At 67.1% G+C, this 21,520-nt stretch carries 18 protein-coding genes; 12 read left to right on the top strand and 6 right to left on the bottom strand.

Annotated features, from left to right (window positions below):
- On the bottom strand, positions 1-1,365 hold a 1,365-nt coding region (dnaG, locus tag B2J89_RS14505), incomplete at its 3' end, for a DNA primase (RefSeq protein WP_371809076.1).
- 97 nt (positions 1,366-1,462) lie between these two features.
- On the opposite strand from dnaG, the gene B2J89_RS14500 reads away from it, so the two are divergent.
- Together B2J89_RS14500 and B2J89_RS14495 are read left to right on the top strand one after the other, a co-directional pair.
- Positions 1,463-3,109, top strand: a complete 1,647-nt coding sequence (locus tag B2J89_RS14500; protein WP_169169772.1) for an acyl-CoA synthetase — start codon at positions 1,463-1,465, stop codon at positions 3,107-3,109.
- 183 nt (positions 3,110-3,292) lie between these two features.
- Complete coding sequence (locus B2J89_RS14495; RefSeq protein ID WP_371809078.1) at positions 3,293-4,528, top strand: mechanosensitive ion channel family protein; 1,236 nt, start codon at positions 3,293-3,295, stop codon at positions 4,526-4,528.
- A 7-nt stretch (positions 4,529-4,535) separates the two neighbouring features.
- Here the strand turns inward: B2J89_RS14495 and B2J89_RS14490 are convergent, their stop codons facing one another.
- The 5 genes from B2J89_RS14490 to B2J89_RS14470 form a co-directional block, all read right to left on the bottom strand.
- Complete coding sequence (locus tag B2J89_RS14490; protein ID WP_169169771.1) at positions 4,536-5,915, bottom strand: sodium-dependent transporter; 1,380 nt, start codon at positions 5,913-5,915, stop codon at positions 4,536-4,538.
- 165 nt (positions 5,916-6,080) lie between these two features.
- The gene (locus B2J89_RS14485; RefSeq protein ID WP_371809077.1) at positions 6,081-7,664 is read right to left on the bottom strand and encodes a phospholipase D family protein; all 1,584 of its coding nucleotides are present in this window, start codon (positions 7,662-7,664) and stop codon (positions 6,081-6,083) included.
- Between the two features lie 115 nt (positions 7,665-7,779).
- A complete protein-coding gene (locus tag B2J89_RS14480; RefSeq protein ID WP_169169770.1) occupies positions 7,780-9,333 on the bottom strand; it encodes an alkaline phosphatase in 1,554 nt (517 codons plus the stop codon).
- Between the two features lie 42 nt (positions 9,334-9,375).
- Positions 9,376-10,905, bottom strand: coding sequence for a diguanylate cyclase (locus B2J89_RS14475; RefSeq protein ID WP_169169769.1), 1,530 nt, complete (start codon positions 10,903-10,905; stop codon positions 9,376-9,378).
- A gap of 153 nt (positions 10,906-11,058) precedes the next feature.
- The gene (locus tag B2J89_RS14470; protein WP_169169768.1) at positions 11,059-12,033 is read right to left on the bottom strand and encodes an NADPH:quinone oxidoreductase family protein; all 975 of its coding nucleotides are present in this window, start codon (positions 12,031-12,033) and stop codon (positions 11,059-11,061) included.
- A 130-nt stretch (positions 12,034-12,163) separates the two neighbouring features.
- On the opposite strand from B2J89_RS14470, the gene surE reads away from it, so the two are divergent.
- The 10 genes from surE to B2J89_RS14420 all read left to right on the top strand — a co-directional run bounded on the left by surE (position 12,164) and on the right by B2J89_RS14420 (position 21,515).
- A complete protein-coding gene (gene surE, locus B2J89_RS14465) occupies positions 12,164-12,958 on the top strand; it encodes a 5'/3'-nucleotidase SurE (RefSeq protein WP_169169767.1) in 795 nt (264 codons plus the stop codon).
- Entirely contained in the window at positions 12,958-13,740 is a 783-nt protein-coding gene (locus tag B2J89_RS14460; protein WP_169169766.1) for a protein-L-isoaspartate(D-aspartate) O-methyltransferase, read from the top strand. The genes surE and B2J89_RS14460 overlap by 1 nt, the downstream gene beginning before the upstream one ends.
- 12 nt (positions 13,741-13,752) lie before the next feature.
- Entirely contained in the window at positions 13,753-14,643 is an 891-nt protein-coding gene (locus tag B2J89_RS14455) for a peptidoglycan DD-metalloendopeptidase family protein (protein WP_169169765.1), read from the top strand.
- A gap of 57 nt (positions 14,644-14,700) precedes the next feature.
- Entirely contained in the window at positions 14,701-15,684 is a 984-nt protein-coding gene (locus B2J89_RS14450; protein WP_240965036.1) for an RluA family pseudouridine synthase, read from the top strand.
- Positions 15,685-15,826: 142 nt separating this feature from the next.
- On the top strand, positions 15,827-16,573 hold the full coding sequence (scpB, locus tag B2J89_RS14445) for an SMC-Scp complex subunit ScpB (RefSeq protein WP_240965034.1): 747 nt from the start codon (positions 15,827-15,829) through the stop codon (positions 16,571-16,573).
- Positions 16,570-17,973 (top strand): pseudouridine synthase, encoded by a 1,404-nt coding sequence (locus B2J89_RS14440; protein ID WP_169169763.1) that lies wholly within the window; start codon positions 16,570-16,572, stop codon positions 17,971-17,973. Before scpB ends, B2J89_RS14440 begins: the two co-directional genes overlap by 4 nt.
- 90 nt (positions 17,974-18,063) lie before the next feature.
- Entirely contained in the window at positions 18,064-18,489 is a 426-nt protein-coding gene (gene ndk, locus B2J89_RS14435; RefSeq protein WP_169169762.1) for a nucleoside-diphosphate kinase, read from the top strand.
- A 93-nt stretch (positions 18,490-18,582) separates the two neighbouring features.
- On the top strand, positions 18,583-19,731 hold the full coding sequence (gene rlmN / locus B2J89_RS14430; protein ID WP_169169761.1) for a 23S rRNA (adenine(2503)-C(2))-methyltransferase RlmN: 1,149 nt from the start codon (positions 18,583-18,585) through the stop codon (positions 19,729-19,731).
- A gap of 1 nt (position 19,732) precedes the next feature.
- Entirely contained in the window at positions 19,733-20,560 is an 828-nt protein-coding gene (gene pilW, locus B2J89_RS14425) for a type IV pilus biogenesis/stability protein PilW (protein WP_169169760.1), read from the top strand.
- Positions 20,535-21,515, top strand: coding sequence for a helix-turn-helix domain-containing protein (locus B2J89_RS14420; RefSeq protein ID WP_206042584.1), 981 nt, complete (start codon positions 20,535-20,537; stop codon positions 21,513-21,515). The genes pilW and B2J89_RS14420 overlap by 26 nt, the downstream gene beginning before the upstream one ends.
- Positions 21,516-21,520: the final 5 nt, after the last annotated feature.

Raw genomic sequence — 21,520 nt, 5'->3', positions numbered from 1 at the left:
GGCGTCGCGCGGTGCCGGCGCGCGCGCGCTGCCCTGGCCGCGGGCCGCGTCGCGTGCGCTGGCCTGGCTCCAGACTTCCGAGAGGTCGCGCGCATCGAGCTGGGCCAGGGCGGCCAGCTCGCCCAGCAGCTGGCGCTTGAGCACGCCATCGGGCAGCGGCTCCCACAGCTGCCGCGCGTTGCTGGCCATGTGGGCGCGTCCCTCGGGCGTGCCCAGGTCGCACTGTTCGCTGGCGGCATCGACCAGGAAGCGGCTCAGCGGCAGCGCGTCGCCGATGTGACGCGCAAACGCCTCGCTGCCGTGGGCGCGCACGAAGCTGTCGGGGTCGTGCTCGGCCGGCAGGAACAGGAACTTGATGCTGCGCGTGTCGCTGGCGTAGGGCAGGGCGCCTTCGAGCGCCTTGCGCGCGGCACGCCGGCCGGCGCTGTCGCCGTCGAAGCTGAATACCACGGTGTCGGTGAAGCGGAACAGCTTTTGCACATGCTCGGGCGTGCAGGCCGTGCCCAGCGTGGCCACCGCGTTCGGAAAGCCCAACTGCGCCAGCGCCACCACGTCCATGTAGCCCTCGGTGACCAGCGCGCAGCCCTGTTCGCGGATCGCGGTGCGCGCCTCGAACAGGCCGTAGAGCTCGCGGCCCTTGTGGAACACCGGCGTTTCGGGCGAATTGAGGTATTTGGGCTTGTCGTCGCCGAGCACGCGCCCGCCAAAGCCGATGCACTCGCCCTTGACGTTGCGGATCGGGAACATCAGCCGGTCGCGGAAGCGGTCGTAGCGGCGCACATCGTCGGCGTTCTCGTCGTTGACGATGACCAGGCCGCTCTCGGCGAGCAGTGGGTCGTCGTAGTGCGCGAACACGCTCGCCAAGCCATGCCAGCCCTCGGGCGCGTAGCCCAGGCCGTAGCGCTTGGCGATGGCGCCCGAGACGCCCCGGCCCTTGAGGTAGGCGATGGCGCGCTGCGAGCCGCGCAGCTGCTGGCGGAAGGCGTCGCCGGCCTTCTCGAGAACGTCGGTCAGCGTGGCCTGCTTTTGCCGCTGGGCCGCGGCGCGCTCGCGCTCCTGCGGCGAAAGATCGTCCTCGGGCACCTGCAGGCCGGTTTGCTGGGCCAGGTCCTTGACGGCCTCGGGGAAGGTCATGCCGGCGTGGTCCATCAGGAAGCCGATGGCGTTGCCGTTCTTGCCGCAGCCAAAGCAGTGGTAGAACTGCTTGCTGGGGCTCACGCTGAAGGAAGGGGACTTTTCGCCGTGGAACGGGCACAGTCCCATGTAGTTGGCGCCGCCCTTCTTGAGCTGGACATAGCGGCCGACGATTTCGACCACGTCGACGCGTGCGATCAGCTCCTGGATGAATGATTGGGGAATGGACACGGCCGCATTTTCGCCCATTGCGGTTTTTCAGCGCCACGTCAGTGGGGCCTGCTGTAATGCGGCAGGCCTATTTTCAGCTTCGCAAGGACGCAAAACCATGAGCAGCATCTACGACCAGCACCTGCCCCGCACCCGTGCCAACCACGCGGCGCTGTCGCCGCTGGACTTCATCGAGCGCACCGCAGAGGTCTACCCCGAGCGCCTGGCCATCGTGCACGGCAGCCTGCGCCAGACCTGGGGCCAGACCTATGCGCGCGCGCGCCAACTGGCCAGCGCGCTGCAGCGCAGCGGCATTGGCAAGAACGACACCGTCGCCGTGATGCTGCCCAACACCCCGCCCATGGTCGAGGCGCACTTTGGCGTGCCCATGGCCGGCGCGGTGCTCAACGCGCTCAACACCCGGCTCGACCCCGAGGCCATCGCCTTCATGCTCGACCATGGCGAGGCCAAGGCCGTCATCGTCGACCCCGAATTTGCGGCGACCATGGCCCGCGCGCTGGCGCTGCGCAGCGGCACGGCGCCGATCCGGGTCATCGAGGTGAGCGACGCCCTGTATGGCCCGGCCGCGCAGCCGCTCGGCGGCACCGGCTATGAAGAGTTCCTGGCCAGCGGCGACGCGCAGTTCGACTGGCAGATGCCGGGCGACGAGTGGGATGCGATCGCGCTCAACTACACCTCAGGCACCACCGGCAACCCCAAGGGCGTCGTCTACCACCACCGCGGCGCGGCGCTCAACGCCATCAGCAACGTGCTGGAGTGGGACATGCCCAAGCACGCCGTCTACCTGTGGACGCTGCCGATGTTCCACTGCAACGGCTGGTGCTTTCCGTGGACGGTGGCGGCGCGCGCCGGCGTCAACGTGTGCCTGCGCCGCGTAGAGGCGCAGGCCATCTTTGACGCGATCCGCGACCACGGCGTCACGCACTACTGCGGCGCGCCCATCGTGCACGGCCTGCTGGTCAACGCGCCGGCCGCGATGAAGGCCGGCCTGCCCGCAGGCGTCAAGGCCATGGTGGCCGGCGCCGCGCCGCCCGCGTCGATGATCGAGGGCATGGAAACGATGGGTTTCGACCTGACCCATGTCTATGGCCTGACCGAGGTCTACGGCCCCGCCACCGTCTGCGCCCAGCACGAGGCCTGGGAGCAACTCGACATCGGCGAGCGCGCGCGCCTCAATGCGCGCCAGGGCGTGCGCTACCACCTGCAGCGGGCCGCCAGCGTGCGCGACCCCGAGACGCTGGCGCCGGTGCCGCACGACGGCGAGACCATGGGCGAGATCATGTTCCGCGGCAACATCGCCATGAAGGGGTACTTGAAGAACCCGCAGGCGACCGACGAGGCGTTCCGGGGCGGCTGGTTCCACAGTGGCGACCTGGCCGTGCAGTACCCCGACGGCTACATCAAGATCAAGGACCGCAGCAAGGACATCATCATCTCGGGCGGCGAGAACATCTCGTCCATCGAAGTCGAGGACGTGCTCTACCGCCACCCCGACGTGCTGGCCGCCGCCGTGGTCGCCAAGCCCGACCCGAAGTGGGGCGAGACGCCCTGCGCCTTCGTCGAGCTCAAAGCCGGCGCCAGCACCACGGCCCAGGAGATCGTCGCGCACTGCAAGGCGCACCTGGCCGGCTTCAAGGTGCCGCGCGCCGTGGTCTTCGGCCCCATCGCCAAGACCGCCACGGGCAAGATCCAGAAGTTCGAGCTGCGCAAGCAGGCCGGCTCGGCAGCGGCCATCGACGTCTGAACTATTGAATTGATAGCTGCCAGCGCTTGCTGTGCAAACGCTGCAGGCTGTTTTCATTCAAAACGGTGGCGGCGCACTGGGCCGCGGGTGGAACCCGGCCGCCCGGCCCGGGTCTGACCCCCTTTTTGAATTCCAGAGGCGACTCCATTGCACATTGACTTCCTGGCGCAAGCCGAACCCTGGGTGCAGGCCGTGGCCGGGCTGGCGCTGCTCTTGTTGGTGGCGATGGCCGCACGCGGCCTGGCGCTGCTGCTGTTCCTGCCCCTGCTGCGGCGCGTGCGTACGCGTGCACGGTCGTGGCCCACCGATGTGCTCTTGCACGACGACGTGCTGCGCCGCATGGCGCGCGTGCTGCCGTCGCTGGTGGTGCAGCTGGGGGTGGAGCGTGTGCCGCACCTGGACGCCACCTTTGCCACCGTGGTCGGCAACGTGGCCATGGCCTTCATGGCGCTGCAGGTGGTGCGCGCCCTGATGGCGATGCTCGACGCCATGCTGCAACTGCAGCAGCAGGGCGGGCGCCACGAGGGCGCGCAGGCGGCGGCGCACAAGGCGCGTTCGATCAAGAGCTATGTGCAGCTGGGCAAGCTGGTGCTGATGCTCGCAGGCGCGGTGGTCACGGTGGCGTCGCTGATGGACCGCTCGCCGCTGATCGTGCTCTCGGGCCTGGGCGCGATGTCGGCGGTGCTGATGCTGGTGTTCAAGGACACCATCCTGTCGTTCACTGCCGGCGTGCTGCTGACGTCCAACGACATGCTGCGCCTGGGCGACTGGATCGAGATGCCGCAGGTCGGCGCCGATGGCGATGTGGTCGACATGGCGCTGCACACCATCAAGGTGCAGAACTGGGACAAGACCATCACCACCATCCCCACCTGGCGGCTGATGAGCGAGAGCTACAAGAACTGGCGCGGCATGAGCGAGGCGGGCGGGCGGCGCATCAAGCGCACGCTGCGGCTCGATGCCAGCTCGGTGCGCTTTCTCGACGAGCGCGAGATGGCGCGCTTTGCGCAGTTCGAGCTGCTCAAACCGTACATGGCCGCCAAGAGCGTGGCGGTGGAGGCGGCCAACACGCAGGCGCGCGCCGCGCTCGGCGACAAGGCCGAGCTGCTGGCCAACCAGCGGCGCCTGACCAACATCGGCACGCTGCGCGCCTATGTCGAGGCCTACCTGCGCGCCCACCCGGGCATCCACCAGGGCATGACGCTGATGGTGCGCACGCTCGAACCCACGCCCGAAGGCGTGCCGCTGGAGCTGTACTGCTTCACTGCCAACACGGCCTGGGTGGCCTACGAAGGCACGCAGGGCGACATCTTCGACCACCTGCTGGCGATCCTGCCCGAGTTCGGCCTGCGCCTGTACCAAAGCCCGAGCGGCAACGACCTGCGCCTGGGCCTGGCGCAGCAGGGCGCCGCGGCCTAGGTTGGCGCTAGATCAGGTCCAGGCCACGCAGCATCACCGCCAGGATCAGCGGCGGCGAGACCCAGCGCAGCACCCAGACGATGGCACGCGCCAGCGCGCCGTTGTGCAGCGTGCCCTGGTTGGACAGGGCGCGGCGGAAATTGTCCGCGCCCCATGCCCAGCCGGCGAACAGCGCGATGAAGATGCCGCCCAGCGGCAGCAGGAGGTTGGAGGAGACATAGTCGGCCCAGTTGAACAGCGTGCGCCCGCCGGGCTGGAAGCCGGCCAGCGTGCTCTGGCTGAGCGCGCAGCCTGCGCCCACCACCATCAGCAGCACAAGCGTCAGCACGGTGGCGCGCGGGCGCGACAGGCCCCAGCGCTCGTGCAGCGTCACCACCGGCACTTCCATCAGCGACAGCATGGCGCCGGTGGCCGCAACCGCCGTGAGCACGAAGAAGGCCGCCATCAGCACCTGGCCAAACGGCATCTGCGCAAACACCGCGGGAATGGTGATGAAGACCAGCGACGGCCCGGCCGAAGGCGCGAAGCCGAAGGTGAACACCGCCGGAAAGATCGCGATGCCCGCGAGCATCGACACGCACAGGTCGGCCGCCATGACGCGCGTGGCCGTTGCCGGGATGTTCTGGTCGTTACCGAAGTAGCTGCCATAGGTCATCATCGTGCCCATGCCGATCGACAGCTTGAAGAACGCCAGCCCCATGGCCGTGAGCACCACGGGCGCGGTGATCTTGCCCCAGTCGGGCAGGAACAGGAAGGCCAGCCCCTGTGCCGCCCCGTCGAGCGTCAGGCTGAAGGCGCACAGCAGCAGCAACAGCACGAACAGCAGCGGCATGAGCTTTTTGGTGATCGCCTCGATGCCCTTGGTCACGCCCAGCAGCAAGATACCGCCAATGAACGCCAGCACGCCCCACTGCCACAGCAGCGACTGCACCGGGTCGGTGATCAGCGCCTGGAACGCCGCTTCAGTCACGGCCGGGTCGCTGCTGAGCAGGCTGCCGCGCAGCGCCTTGGCGACGTAGGCAAACACCCACGCCACGACCTCGGAATAGAACGACGAAATCAAAAAAGCCGCCACCATGCCGGCCACGCCAATCAGCCACCAAGGCTGGCGCCGGGGCGACAGCGCCACCAGGGCCGTGATCGGGTTGGCGCGCGCCTGGCGCCCGATGGCGATCTCGGCCATCATCACCGGAAGGCCGATCAGCAAGGTGGCCAGCAGGTACACCAGCAGGAAGCCCGCGCCGCCATTGGCGCCGGTGAGCGACGGAAACTTCCAGATGTTGCCCAGGCCCACGGCCGAGCCCAGGGTGGCGGCGAGCACGCCAAAACCCGAGCTGAAGCCGGCGCGCTGCGTGGCGGGGAAGGGCGGTGCGGTGGGGTCGGTCATGGTGAAGGGCGTTGCGTGCAAGGCCCGGGTGGCCTGCGGAACGTGGATGGTACGCGCAAAGATGGCCCGCCAGCGCGCAGCCGAGCTCATATATCCATAGCTGAGTCCGCTGACGTACATTGCGTTTGCGGCCGATTTCCCCTGTTTTGTGCCGCAGCAGAGGACCTAGAGAAGCCACTCGATCGGCAGCAGCGCCAGCGCGCGCAGGCCCCAGCGGCTCAGCCAGCTGCTGCCCGGTTCGACGGTGTGGACCGTCGGCGGCGCCCCGGGGGCCGCCGGGGCTTCCCGCCACTGCAGCGCCCCGTCGGCCGACAGCTGCACGCGGTAGGAGTGGCGCGGGATCTGCACATCAAATGCCCGCTCGATCTGGCGCGCAAGGGCGGGGCTGTCGATGACCAGGCCCAGCTCGGTGTTGAGCCGGGCCGAGCGCGGATCGAAATTGAACGAACCCACAAAGGCGCGCGCGCTGTCGACCGCAAAGGTCTTGGCGTGCAGGCTCGAGCCCGAGCTGCCCAGCGGGTTGCGGCGCGCGCCTGTGGGGGGCGGCGGTGCCAGGCGCTGCATTTCATAGAGCTCCACGCCGTGCCGCAGCAGCGCCTGGCGGTACTGCGCGTAGCCGGCATGCACCAGCGGCACGTCGGTCGCCTCGTAGGCATTGGTCATCACGCGCACCCGGATGCCGTTTTCGCGCAGGCGTGCGAGCGCTCGCACGCCGGCCGCGGTGGGCACGAAGTAGGGCGAGACCAGCGCCACCGAGCGCTGCGGCGTGCCCAGCACATCGTGCAGCTGGGTGACCAGCAGCCCGTCGCGCTGCGCCTGGGCCAGGCCCTTGGCGGGGTCGTCGCTGACCAGCGTGGTCTGCGCCCACTGCATCTGCAGCTGCCCTTGCAGCAGCGCCTGGATGAAAGGCGTGTCGCGCACGGCCTCGGTGTAGGCGCGCGCCGATCCGGACTCTGCGATGCGCGCGGCCTCGGCGCCGAGCGCCTGCAGCTCGGCCGCCCCCACGGCCGGCAGGATGGACTGCGCCGGGTAGGCCGAGGCGCTGGCCCAGTAGCGGTCGAAATCTTGCGCCACCTCGGGCACGACCGGGCCCACGGCGAGCACGTCGATGTCGCTGAACAGCACGCCGTCGGTGGCGCCGAAGTATTCGTCTCCGACGTTGCGGCCGCCGACGATGGTGGCCTGGCTGTCTGCCGTGAACGACTTGTTGTGCATGCGCCGGTTGGTGCGCTCAAAGTCGGTCAGGTAGCCCAGCGCCTTGGGCCAGCGCAGCACGAACGGGTTGAACAGCCGCACCTCGATGCGCGGATGCAGCGCGAGCGCCGCCAGCAGGCCGTCGAGCCCCGCGGTGCCGCCGTCGTCGAGCAGCAGGCGCACACGCACGCCCCGGTCGGCGGCGGCCACCAGTGCCTGCAGCAGCAGCGTGCCGGTCTGGTCGCCGCGCCAGATGTAGTACTGCACGTCCAGGCTGCGCTCGGCGCTGCGCGCCAGCAGCATGCGCGCGGCAAAGGCTTCGAGCGGGTCGGCCAGGGGCAGGATGCCGCTGCGGTCCGGGTGCAGCAGCAGCTGCGGCGCGATGGCCTGGCCCAGGCGGGTCTGTGCGGCCTGTTCCACGCCGAGGGCCGTGGAAGCGGGACGGCCCTGCAGCGGCGGCAGGGTGCAGCCGGCCAGCAGCAGGGCGCACCAAAGGGTGTAGAGGGGGCGGATGGCGTGTCTCCGGCAAAACCGTCGGTGGCCATGGTACTGCAGCCGTGCAGGGTGCTCTCGTATCAGGAGCTGCCTGCGCTTGCCACGCCATGGTTATGGCATGGAAATGGCCTGAAACGCAGATAGGTACTGCGCATGCAGCTATGGTTTTTGATGGCTAGATGCGCTGCGGCCCGGGCCGGCCATCCTCGACCACAAAGCGCGCCAGGGTGGCGATGCCGCTGTCGGCGCGCAGCGGGTCGTCGACCGTGCGCAGCTCGGTGGTCCAGCGCGTGGGCGTGATGTCGGCCAGGCCGTAGCCGCGCAGGTCGCAGCGCGCCAGCAGCACATGGGGGTTGTGGCGCGCGATGGCATCGACCTTGTCCTGCGTGGTGCCGGCGCGCGAGCTGATCGAGGTGCCGCAGAACTCACTGGCCAGCACCGGCGCGTCGGGCCGCTCGGCGTCGGCGAGCACGCGGCAGACATAGTTCTGGTGGATGTCGCCGCCCAGCAGCACGGTGTTGCGGGGCGCGTGGCCGGCGATGGACTGCAGCAGGCGCGTGCGCGCGGCGGGGTAGCCGTCCCAGGTGTCGGTGGAGCGCACGCCCGAGGGGTAGCGGCGCGGCGCAAACAGCGTCTGCTGCGCCAGCACGCTCCAGCGCTGCTGCGTGCCGGCGTCGCTGGCCAAGCCCTGGTCCAGCCAGCGCTCCTGCGCGGCGCCGAGCAGGCTGCGCGCGGGGTTGGCACGCTCGGCGCAGTTGTCGGGGCGCACAGCGCCGGCGCCGCTGGTGCCGGAGCGGCGGCAGGCCTGCCAGCTGCGCCCCTGGCGGCCGTCGAGCAGGTGCAGCCGGGCCAGCCGCCCCCAGGGCTGGTGGCGGTAGACCTGCAGCGCGCCAAAGCCCTGCGCCATGCTGGCCGCGCGCAGCGGCATGTGCTCGTAGAACGCCTGCCAGGCGGCATCGCGCAGCGCCAGGAAGGTGGCGCTCTCGTCCTGGCCCTGGCCGCCGGCGTAGTCGTTCTGCAACTCGTGGTCGTCCCAGGTCACGGCCCAGGGGCAGGCGGCATGCGCGGCCTGCAGCTGCGGGTCGCTCTTGTGCAGGGCGTAGCGGTCGCGGAAGTCCGCCAGGGTGCGCGCGTGGCGCAGGCCGTGCACGCGCGCCAGGCCGCTGGTGTCTTTGGGCGTGGCGTATTCGTAGATGTAGTCGCCCAGGAACAGCACCAAGTCGGGTGCGTCGCTCGCCAGGTGCTGCCAGGCGGCGTAGTGGCCGTGCTCCCAGCGCTGGCACGAGGCCCAGGCCAGGCGCAGGTGGGCGTCCATCTGGTCGTGGGCCGGCGCGGTGCGCGTGCGCCCCGTGGGGCTCACGGCATCACCATGGAGGAAGCGGTAGTGGTACCAGCGTCCGGGCGCCAAACCCCGTAGCTCGACGTGCACGCTGTGCGCGAGTTCGGGCAGCGCCGTGGCCTGGCCGCGCTGCACGATGCGGCGAAAGCCGGCGTCGTCGGCCAGCTCCCAGTGCACGGTGAGCGGGCCGCTGGCCGTGCCAGGGTCGGCGGGCAGCAGGCGCGTCCACAGCACGACGCCGTCGGGCATCGGGTCGCCGCTGGCCACGCCCAGGGCAAACGGGTCGTGGCGCAGCGTCTCGCCGGCCCAGGTCCAGCGCGGCAGCATGCTGGCGACTGCGGCGGCGCCGGCCTGTTGCAGCAACTGGCGGCGAGCAAGTTGGGTGGACATGGTGTGTGAAGGCAAAAGCTGGCAGGGGAGGTGTTGCGCCGCTCAACCTGCCATGACACGGTTCTTGCCCGAGCGCTTGGCCAGGTACATGCCCTGGTCGGCGCGGCGGATGACGTCGGCGCTGGTTTCGGCCTCGCCGATCTGGGCCACGCCCGCGCTGAAGGTGATGAGCAATTTTTCGTTGTTGTGGAGGAAGAAGCGCGTGGTCAGCGCACGCTGCAGGCGCTGCACGGCGTCCACGCCCTGCGCCAGCACGGTGTCCGGCAGCACGAGCACGAATTCTTCGCCGCCGTAGCGCGCCAGCATGTCCTGCGGGCGCATGACGGCCCGCACCACGTCGGCCAGGTGCAACAGCGCTGCGTCGCCGCCGGCGTGGCCGGCCTGGTCGTTGATCTGCTTGAAGTTGTCCACGTCCAGCAGCACCAGGCACAGCGGCGCGCCGGTGCGGCGGGTGCGGGCCATTTCGCGCTCGATCACCTCGTCGAGCCCCTTGCGGTTGAGAGCTCCGGTGAGCGGATCGTGCCGCGCCTGGGCGCTGACCTGGTCGAGCTGGCTTTGCAGGCGCTCGAGTTCGGCGTGCTTTTGCTGGGTGCGTTCGCGCAGATCGATCAGTTCATCGTGGGCCAGGCGGCTGTCGAGCGCCATGGCGCGCGTGGCGACCATGAGGTCCTGGAGCAGCGGGGCGATGTCCTCGAAGCGGCTGGCTTGGGCGATCTGCTCGGCGCAGCGCTCCATGCTGTCGTGGTAGCTACTGCTGGCCTGCACCATGGCCGACAGTCGCGCAATGAAGCCCGACAGCAGCGCCTTCATCTGGTCTTGCGCTTCGATCAGACGGCCCTTGGCCTCTGTCTGCTTGAAGATCACATCTTTGAGGCGCCGCTGCACGTCGTCGAGCCGGCGCAGCGTGAGGGGCTGGCGGGTGGCGTCCATCAGCGCCTGGGCCTGGCCGTGCAGCCAGCACTCGTCCAGGCTGAGCGCGGCGATGTTGCCAAACACCATGTGCAGCAGCTCCAGCAGCATGGCGCGGATGGCAGCCTGGTCTTCGGTGGCAAACGACAGGCGGTAGCTGAAGTTGGCCAGCATCAGCTGCAGCGTGCTCGCTGGCGGCCCGGGCTGGCGCAGGAACTGCACCAGCTGCTCGCCCAGCAGGTGCACGCGTGCGTCGTCGCTGTCGAGCGCGGGCAGCGTGTTTTCCACCACGCGGGCGAACTGCTCGGCCAGGTCCTCGGGCAGGACGTACACGGGGGCGGGTGCATCGGCGGGCTCTGCCGCTGCGACGGCGGGGTTCAGCCCCAGGTTGGCGTACCCGACCAGCACGCTTTGCAGCGCCGGCCAATCGTGCTGGGCCACGGCGGCCTCGAACAGGTCGAGCAGGCGCCTTTGGCCCGGCGTCTGGGCCGGGATGACGCGCAGGATGTGCCGCAGCGCCCCTTCCGGAAAGGGCTGTGCGGTGCGGCTGCCGGCGATTTCCTCGTACAGCGCCTGGTAGTTGAGGGGGGTGGGCGCCAGCCTGCGCGCGGCGAGCTGCTTGAGGGTTTCACGCGCAATGTCCGAGGGAAGTCGTTCCGCCATGGGCAGCTACTGGGAAGTCAGGGAGTGAAAGAGCGCCGAGTCTGACAGAGGCGCGCTGGCTTGAACAGCGGCAGGCCCAAAGAAACGGCCCCATAAAAACGGCCCACCGACGACATGCGCCGGTGGGCCGCTGTGGCCGGGGGCAGGCCTCGGTCAATTCACCATGACGAGCTTGCCTCGGACGGCGCGCGAGCCCATGTGCGCGTAGGCAGCGGGCAGTTCGGCCATCGGCATGGTGCGGTCGATCACGGGCTTGATCTTGCCCTGGGCGTACCACTGGGCGAGGGCGTTCATCATGGCGGCATTGGCCTGGGGCTCGCGCCTGGCGAATTCGCCCCAGAACACGCCCACGACGGAGGCGCCCTTGAGCAGCGGCAGGTTCAGCGGCAGCGCCGGAATCGGGCCCGAGGCAAAGCCCACCACGAGGTAGCGCCCGCGCCAGGCGATCGAGCGGAAGGCCGGCTCGGTGAAGTCGCCGCCCACGGGGTCGTAGACCACGTCCGGGCCCTTGCCGCCGGTCAGGCGCTTGAGCGCTTCGCGCAGGTCTTCGCGGCTGTAGTTGATGGTGGCATCGGCGCCAATGGAGGTGCACAGCGCGCACTTTTCATCGCTGGAGGCCGCCGCGATCACGGTCGCGCCCAGGGCCTTGGCGATCTGGATGGCCGCCGTGCCCACGCCGCCGGCAGCGCCCAGCACCAGGACGGTCTCGCCCGCCCTGAGCTGCGCGCGGTCGACCAGCGCGTGGTGCGAGGTGGCGTAGATCATGATGAAAGCGGCCGCGTCCACATGCGAGAACCCGGGCGGCAGCGGCATGCACAGCGCCGCCGGTGCCAGCGCATGGGTGCCAAAGCCGCCCGTGCCCGACAGGCAGGCCACGCTTTGCCCGACGCGCAGGTGCGTCACGCCTTCGCCCACGGCCTGCACCACGCCCGCGTACTCCGAGCCGGGAACGAAGGGCAGCGGGGGCTTGATCTGGTACTTGTTCTGCACGATCAGCAGGTCGGGAAAATTCAGGCTGGCGGCCTTGATCTCGACGAGCACCTGCCCGGCGCCGGGCGTGGGGGTGGGCAGTTCGGTCCAGGCCAGGGCCTCGACGCCTGTGGGTTGGGTGCAAAGCCATGCGTGCATGAGGGCGGTCTCCGGTCGTTGGGATGGGGCTTCATGATAGGTGGGCGCACCCGCCCGCCGTGTCCCTGCAGCGACGGCGCTGGCGCATGTAGGTGCACGCCTACAATCGCTGGCAACTCGCCCCCGCACCATGAAGATTTTGATTTCGAACGACGACGGTTTCCAGGCGCCCGGCATCGTGGCGCTCCATGCGGCGCTGGCGTCTGTGGCCGATGTGGAAGTGGTCGCGCCCGAGCACAACAACAGCGCCAAGTCCAACGCCCTGACCCTGCATTCGCCGCTGTACGTCCACACGGCGCCGAACGGTTTTCGCTACGTCAATGGCACGCCGGCCGACTGCGTGCACATCGCGTTGACCGGCCTGCTGGGCTACCGGCCCGACCTGGTGATTTCGGGCATCAACAACGGCGCCAACATGGGCGACGACACCATCTACTCCGGCACGGTGGGCGCGGCCATGGAGGGCTATCTGTTCGGCATCCCGGCCATTGCGTTCTCGCAGGTGGACAAGGGCTGGGGCGAAATCGACGCTGCGGCACAGAAGGCGCGCGAAATCGTCGAGCAGATGCAGTCCAGACGCATCGTGGGCGAAGCGCCCTGGCTGCTCAACATCAATATTCCGAACATGCCGCTGGCCGCGCTCAAACCGCTGAAGCTGTGCCGCCTGGGGCGGCGCCATGCGGCCGAGCGCGTGATCGTGCAGGAAAGCCCGCGCGGCGACACCATGTACTGGATCGGCGCGGCCGGCCCCGCCAAGGACGATGCCGAAGGCACGGATTTCCATGCCACAGCGCAGGGCCATGTGGCGGTCACGCCGCTCAAGGTCGACCTGACCGACCACCAGAACCTGGGCTACTGGGCGCAGACGGCCGCACGCATGGTGGCGAGCGAGCCCGCTCCTTCTGTCCAGACCAAGGCGCCATGATGCAGCGCCGCCCTGGTTTTCCAGCACGCATGCCGCTGCCGTCGCAGGGGGCAGGCGCGCCAGCCAAAACCCCTGCCGCTGCCCCGCGTGCGGCACCCGCCGCGGCGCCGCCGATGGCCTTGGGAGTGGGCCTCGATTCGGCCGCAGTGCGCGCGCGCATGGTACGGCGCCTGGCCGCTGCGGGTATCGAGGCCGCCACGGTGCTGCAGGCCATGGCCAGTGTCGAACGGCATCGCTTTGTCGACAGTGCCTTGGCCAACCAGGCCTATGAAGACATGAGCCTGCCCATCGGGCTGGGCCAGACCATCTCCAAGCCGGGCATCGTCGCGCGCATGGCCGAGCTGCTGCAGGACGCCGAAGGCGCGCGCGGCGGGACGCTGGGCCGGGTGCTGGAGATCGGCACGGGGTGTGGCTACCAGGCGGCCGTGCTGAGCCTGCTGGCGCGCGAGGTCTACAGCATCGAGCGCCTGCGCGGCCTGCACGAAAAGGCACGGTCCAATCTGCGGCCTCTGCGGCTGGCCAACGTGCACCTTCTGTTTGGCGACGGGATGCTCGGCTATGCCAAGGGCGCACCGTATGCCGGCATCGTGGCGGCTGCTGGCGGCGCTTCCATCCCGACTCAGTGGTGTGAACAGCTGGCAGTGGGCGGGCGCTTGGTCGCGCCCATTGCGCGGCCAGACGGGCAGCAAATGTTGCTCGTGGTCGACAAAACAGCGCACGGGCTGAAACAAACTGTGTTGGAGCCGGTTCATTTTGTCCCCCTAAAATCGGGGATAGCCTGAAGGGAATTATTTATGAGCGTTTCGCGTGGTGTTGCGGTTTGGGGGTCTGTGGTGCTTGCAGGCCTGGTGCTTGCCGGATGCGGCACCCGGTTGACCGGAGCTCCTGTGGAGGACCGAGGCACATCGGCCGGCCGTGCGGCCGGCACGGGCGTGGTGGTGGCTGCCCCCGAAAAGGTTTTGCCCGGGGCGGAAAACGCCGGAAAGCCCGGTTATTACACCGTCAAGCCTGGGGATACCCTGATTCGCATAGGCCTGGAAACAGGGCAAAGCTGGAAAGACGTCGCCCGCTGGAACAGCCTTGAGAACGCGAACCTGATCGAGGTCGGCCAGGTACTGCGGGTCGTGCCTCCGTCCACGGTGGCAGCGGCCGCTGCTGTGCCGGACGCCAGCGGCGTGGTCACCCGCCCCGTGACGGCTTCTGCCGTGTCGCCGCAGACGCAGACGCAGGCCGGGGCGGCCAAGCCCGCGGCGGTGGCTGCTGCCGCTCCGGCGCCGGCAATCACCCCGGCGCCGCCAGCGGCTGCGGCCGCTGACGACGATCTCGGCTTCATCTGGCCGGCGTCGGGGGTCTTGCTGGCAGGCTTTGACGAGGCGCGCAACAAGGGCTACGACATCGCCGGCAAGGCAGGCGACCCGGTGCTGGCGGCAGCCGATGGGCGCGTGGTGTATGCCGGCGCAGGCCTGCGCGGCTACGGCAACCTGATCATCCTCAAGCACAACAACACCTTCCTGACGGCCTACGCCCACAACCAGACCCTGCTGGTGAAGGAAGACCAATCCGTGCGCCGGGGACAAAAAATTGCCGAAATGGGCAGCACGGATGCCGATCGGGTGAAGCTGCACTTTGAGGTTCGGCGCCAAGGCAAGCCGGTGGATCCGTCGCGCTACCTGCCGTCGCGCTGAGTGAACGCCTCCTCGCATCGTCTGCCAGCTCCTGTGCCGGGCGCGGACACCGATGCCCTGGCGCCCTCCGACGAGTTTGCCGAAGGCGATCTGGGCGAGACGGCCGATCCCGAACTGCGCGCCATTGCGCTGGGGGCGGACCAGCACGGGCAGCGCCTGGACCGCGCCCTGGCCGATACCGTCCCCGAGTTCTCGCGCAGCTACTTGCAGCAATTGCTCGCTTTGGGCGCGGTGCACCTCAATGGCATGCCGGTGTCCAAGCCGGCGCAGCGCGTCAAGGCAGGCGATGCCGTGTGCGTGGAAATGCGCCCCACGGTACAGAGCCAGGCCTTTCGGCCCGAGCCCATGGACATCGAGGTGGTCTACGAAGACGCGCATCTGTGGGTGATCCACAAGCCGGCGGGGCTGGTGGTGCACCCGGCCCCGGGCCATTGGAGCGGAACGCTGCTCAATGGCCTGCTGGCGCGCGATGCCAGGGCGCTGCAGGTCCCGCGCGCGGGCATCGTCCACCGCCTCGACAAGGACACCAGCGGCCTCATGGTGGTCGCACGCAACCGCTCGACCATGGATGCGCTGGTGCGCATGATTGCCGCACGCGAGGTCAGCCGCCAATACCTGGCGTTGGCGCACCGCCCGTGGCGGGGTGTGGCGCGCGTCTCGGTCAACGCGCCCATAGGGCGTGACCCCCGCAACCGTTTGCGCATGGCGGTGGTGGACCTGGCGTTGCATGCCGGCAAGGTGGCGAGGACCGATGTCGAGCTGCTCGTGGGCGGCGATTCAGGGTGCCTGGTGCACTGCACGCTGCACACGGGACGTACGCACCAGATCCGCGTGCACATGGCATCGATAGGGCATCCGCTGGTGGCCGACGCACTGTATGGGGGCTCGCCCGCCGCAGGCATGCAGCGCCAGGCCTTGCACGCATTTCGCCTGGCGTTTGCGCACCCTGTATCGGGGATGGAAATGGAGTTCAAGGTGCCTTTGCCGGAAGACATGCAAGGCGCGCTCGCACAGTGGGGTCTAAGCTACAATGAAATCTGACGGCCAGCTGTGCCCGTCCGCCGGCGGATTCTCGCTAGGCCGCTGTGCTCCATGTTTGCACAGCCATCCCATTGATTGATCCTTTCTGTTGGGGCAACGCTCTGTGCTGCGACAGCGGGACTCTTTCCGGAAACGCTGAACCATGAATACGGTGGATGCCAAACGGGTCCTTGAAGCGGCCTTGATCTGTACCCCACAGCCCGTGGCGGTGCGCGATCTGCGCCTGTTGTTCGACGATGCGCTGGGCTCCGATACGCTCAAGGGCTTGCTGATGGAGTTGCAGCAGGATTGGGCGCAGCGCGGTGTGGAGCTGGTTCAGGTGGCCACGGGGTGGCGCTTCCAGAGCCGGCCCGAGATGCGGCTGTACCTGGATCGTCTGCATCCGGAAAAGCCGCCGCGCTATTCCCGCGCGACGCTGGAGACACTGGCCATCATTGCCTACCGGCAGCCTGTGACACGCGGCGACATCGAAGACATCCGGGGCGTGGCGGTCAACAGCCTGATCGTCAAGCAGCTCGAAGAGCGGGGTTGGGTGGAAGTGATCGGGCACCGCGAGACGGTGGGACGGCCAGCATTGCTGGCGACCACGCGGCAGTTTTTGGACGACCTGGGGTTGCAGTCGCTGGACCAGTTGCCCGTCCTGGAAGAGCACGGAGTGCAGGCCAGCTTGCTGCAGGGGCTGGAGCTGCCGGAACACGAAGAGGCAGGCCAGCCCGCGAAAAAGTCAGACTGCACCGATGCGCCGCCCGATGTGGTCGCGGAGCATGCAGATAAGGCGGCCGCCGAAAGGTCCGCGGAATTATGTGACTTCGCCCCGAGCGACGAGGGGCAGGGGTTCTCTATAGACAATGTGGATGCTCTGGGCAGCATCCGAGAAAGTGATTCATGACCAACGCCATTTCATCCGAAGAGGCTGCCGTGCCGGCAGAGGGTGGTAGCGACCCCGTTTCTGCGCCAGAGCCAAAGTCCAAGCCCGGACACCACCCTACCAAGCCCCAGGCAGACACATCTGTGCACAGCGACGGGCCAATGCAGTCTGCTGCTGGCGAGCGCCACGGCAAGCCGTCTGATGCACGCATTCCCCAGGGCCAGCGTCGTCAGACTGTCGCGACAGCAGACCGTGGTGTCAAGGCGGGGTACCAGTTCGCCGATGTCGTATCGGGTCAGTTCGATGCAGATGAAGAGTCCCAGGAGATCGTTCCCGCCAAGCGGGTGTTGCTGCCCCAGGTAGAAACGCCCAAGCTGCACAAGGTTCTCGCACAGGCGGGCCTTGGCTCACGCCTGGAGATGGAGCAGCTCATCCTGGAGGGGCGCATCTCTGTGAACAGCGAACCGGCCCACATTGGACAGCGGGTGCAGTACGGCGACCAAGTCAAAGTCAATGGCAAGCCCATTCGCTACCGCATCGATCCGCCGCCGCCCCGGGTGATCGCCTACCACAAGCCCGTGGGCGAGGTGGTCACGCACGACGATCCGCAGAACCGCCCCACGGTGTTTCGCAAGCTGCCGCGTCTGGTCCAGGGCAAGTGGCAGTCTGTGGGGCGACTGGACCTCAATACGGAAGGGTTGTTGCTGTTCACGAGTTCTGGAGAGTTGGCCAACAAGCTCATGCATCCCCGCTTCGGCTTGGAGCGGGAATATGCCGTGCGGGTATTGGGCGCCTTGAGCAACGAAGAAAAAACGCGCCTGCTCGATGGCGTGCAGCTCGATGATGGCGTGGCGTCTTTTGGCTCTATCGAAGATGGGGGAGGAGAAGGATCCAACTGCTGGTATCGCGTAACGATCTCCGAGGGGCGCAACCGAGAGGTGCGGCGCATGATGGAGGCGGTGGGCCATGCCGTCAGCCGGCTGATCCGCATCCGCTACGGTGCCATGATGCTTCCCCGCGGGCTCAAGCGCGGGGCGTGGATGGAGCTCGATGAGCGTGACATCCAGGCGCTGCAGAAGGCCGCCGGTGCCGAGCGCCCTGCTAAATCGGCACCCGGTGATGGAGCGGCAGAGCGGGGCGATGCGCGCGCAGTGCGCAACGGTCGACCCGGCAGGCCTGCACAAAACAACCGCCCTGGCGGCGCTCCGCGCATCTTTGGCAAAGGCGCGGGGGCGCGCACAGACAAGTCAGGGACCGGCTCTGCGCGCCAGCCCATGGGGGCGCAGCCCGATCCGATGAAGACCTCGGTGGGGTATATCGGCGTGGACAGCCTTTCGCGGCAACGCCAGGAGCAGCGTCGCGACGGTAAGGGTGGGCCCGGTGGACGTGGCGGGTCCGGTGGCCGGCGCAGCGGTCGTTGACCTGTGACTAGGGTGAAATGTGCGGGTTAGAATTAAAAGCTTTGTCCTTGCGACAGAACGACCCCATAAATTTATTTTCCAGGAATTCAAATGGCTATCGAACGCACTCTCTCCATCATCAAGCCCGACGCTGTCGCGAAGAACGTCATCGGTCAGATCTACGCTCGCTTTGAGGCGGCTGGCCTGAAGGTGGTGGCTGCCCGCATGGCCCATCTGTCGCGCCTTGAAGCTGAGCAGTTCTACGCTGTGCACAAAGAGCGTCCTTTCTTCAAGGATCTGGTGGAATTCATGATCTCGGGTCCCGTCATGATCCAGGCACTGGAAGGCGAAAATGCCATTCTGAAGAACCGCGAGCTGATGGGTGCGACCGATCCCAAGAAGGCCGAAGCTGGCACCATCCGTGCAGACTTCGCTGACAGCATTGATGCCAATGCCGTGCACGGTTCTGACGCTCCCGAAACCGCCCAGGTGGAAATCTCGTTCTTTTTCCCGGGCATGAACATTTACGCACGCTGATATGGAGCTCCCCATGCCCGGCTTCCGCGCAGCAGCGGACTTGCCGTGTGCCGGGGGGCACCACCGGTGGAGCGGACTCATCCGTAGGACGCCATGACCACCAATCTTTTAGAATTTGACCTCGATGGCCTGGCTGCCTTTTGTGAGCAGCTGGGTGAAAAGCGTTTTCGCGCAACCCAGCTGTTTCGCTGGATCCATCAGCGCGGCGCGCATGATTTCACGCAGATGAGCGATTTGGCCAAATCGTTGCGTGAAAAACTCGTGGGTTGCGCCCAGGTGCAGGCCCTTCCTGTTCTCAGCGAACACCGCTCTGCCGACGGCACGATCAAGTGGCTGTTTGACGTGGGAGCGGGCAATGCGGTGGAAGCCGTGTTTATCCCCGAGGATGACCGCGGTACGCTGTGTGTGTCCTCCCAAGCTGGGTGTGCGGTAGGGTGCAGGTTTTGCTCCACCGGCCACCAGGGCTTCAGCCGCAACTTGACCACGGGCGAGATTTTGGCGCAGCTGTGGTTTGCGGAGCACTCGATGCGCGCCCGTTTGGGAGCGACCGACCGAGTGATCTCCAATGTGGTCATGATGGGCATGGGTGAGCCGCTGCAGAACTATGGCGCTCTGGTGCCTGCGCTGCGCGTGATGCTCGACGACCATGGCTATGGCCTCTCGCGCAGGCGGGTGACAGTGTCCACTTCCGGCGTCGTCCCCTTCATGGACCGCCTTGCACTTGATTGCCCGGTGGCATTGGCTGTGTCCTTGCATGCGCCCAACGATGCCTTGCGCGACAACCTGGTGCCTTTGAATCGCAAGTATCCGCTGCACGAACTGCTCGATGCCTGCAATCGCTACCTGGAGCATGCGCCGCGCGATTTCATTACCTTTGAGTACTGCATGCTAGATGGTGTCAACGACCAGCCAGAACATGCGGTGCAGTTGATTGAACTGGTACGCAAGCACGCGCGCACAGGAGTGTGGTGCAAGTTCAACCTGATCCCCTTCAATCCTTTTCCGGCGTCAGGCTTGCATCGCTCGCCGCCGCAGCACGTAACGGCATTCGCAAAGATGCTGAGCGATGCGGGGATCGTGACGACAGTACGCAAAACGCGGGGTGACGACATCGATGCTGCCTGCGGACAGTTAGCAGGCGAGGTACAGGACCGCACTCGCGCGACTGAGCGCATGGCCAAGCGCCGCACCATCATGTTGGCACCGGCCAATAAAACGGTGGATTCACACAGGGAGGTCTGAGATGGCGGCAAGCATGGCGCGGTGGCGGCCTTGGGTAGCGGGACTTTGTATGGGTGGCGCACTGATCGTGGGCGTCGCAGGCGTTTCCGGATGTTCAGCGCAGCCCGGCGCTTCCGCCTCAGGGCAGGAATTCTTGACGCCTTCGGATGAGCCAGAAGCGCGCCGTCGCGCGCGCATTCGGTTGGAGCTGGCTGCCAATTATTTCGAATCCGGCCAGACCACGGTCGCTCTGGATGAGATAAAGCAGGCAATTGCGACCGATCCGGGCTATGCAGATGCATACAACCTGCGCGGCCTGATTTACATGCGCCTGAACGAGTATGCACAGGCTGAAGGCAGTTTTCGGCGTGCGTTGGGCGTGCGGTCCAACGATCCCTCCGTTCTGCACAACTATGCATGGCTTCTGTGCCTACAGCAAAAATATGCCGAAGCGGACCAGCAGTTTGCGCGCGTGCTGTCCCAACCTGCCTACCCTGCCAAAGGCAAGACCTTGATGGCACAAGGCCTGTGCCAAGCCAGGGCTGGGCAGGCCGCGCAGGCTGAACAGACCCTGGTCCGCGCCTATGAGCTCGATGCCGGCAACCCCATCGTTGGCTACAACCTTGCCCATATGTTGTTGCAGCGCGGCGAGGCCGCCAAGGCGCAGTTCTATATTCGGCGCTTGAACAATAGCGAGATGGCCAATTCAGAGTCCCTGTGGCTGGGCATCAAGGTGGAGCGCGCATTGGGCGACAGGGTCGCCTCCGAGCAGCTTGCCAGCCAATTGCACAAGCGTTTCCCCGACTCTCGTGAACAGTCACTGCATGAGCGAGGCATCTTCAATGAGTGAGACACAGGAGTGTTCTGTGGTGCAAGGCTTGGAGCAGGAGTCCGGTGATCCGGGTTTGATATCACCGTCTCCTGGCGCATTGCTGCGGCAAGCCCGCGAGGCCGCTGGCGTCCACATTGCGGTGCTGGCAGGCGCCTTGAAGGTTCCGGTCGGCAAATTGGAGGCGCTGGAGGCCGATGACTGCACTGTTTTGCCCGATACCGTGTTCAGGCGTGCGCTGGCGTCGACTGTGTGCCGCGCGCTGAAGCTAGATCCTGCTGAGGTTCTTGCGCTGATGCCCAAGGGTGATGCTTCCCGACTGGCTGTCGGTGCTGTCGGGCTCAACGCATCTTTCAAGGATGGTTCGGAAAAATCAGGGCGCAGCTTTGTGACTGCCCAAGCTACCCGCCCGCTGGGCTGGGCGGTTGCGATGCTTTTGCTTGGAGCCATAGCGCTGGTGTTTTTCCCGCGGGGGGTCGAAATGTCCGGCAGCGAGGTGATCAGTCCATTGCCTGCTCCGCAGGTCGCCGAAACCGGTGCATCGCCGTCTTTGACGCCAGCGCCCCTCTCTGCAGTGGACGTTACGCCGCCCGCTGCGATGGTTCCGGAAGCAGGTAGGGCGTCGGAGTTGTCCGCTGGTGTGGACGCAACTGTACCGAAGCCTGCGCCTGCCCCAGCCGTGACCGGTCTTGCTGCAAGTTCTGCGCCTGGAGACGTGGGCCAGACAGTCCCTGTTGACACGCTCGCATTTCGGGCACGCGGCCAATCGTGGGTGCAGGTGCGCGACGCAAAAGGGGCGGTCATTTTTCAGCGCACACTTGCGTCGGGGGAAAGCGCCTCCGCGTCGTCGTCTGTGCTGCCTTTGTCTGTCGTGGTGGGCAGGGCAGACGCGACAGAGGTCTTTGTGCGGGGCGCTCCACTGGACGTCGCTGCATTGGCCAGAGAAAACGTGGCCCGATTTGAGGTGACAGAGTGAACAAC

Source organism: Acidovorax sp. SRB_24, from assembly GCF_012931925.1.
Note: the sequence above shows the minus strand (reverse complement) of the source record. Positions and strands in the feature narration are given on the sequence as shown.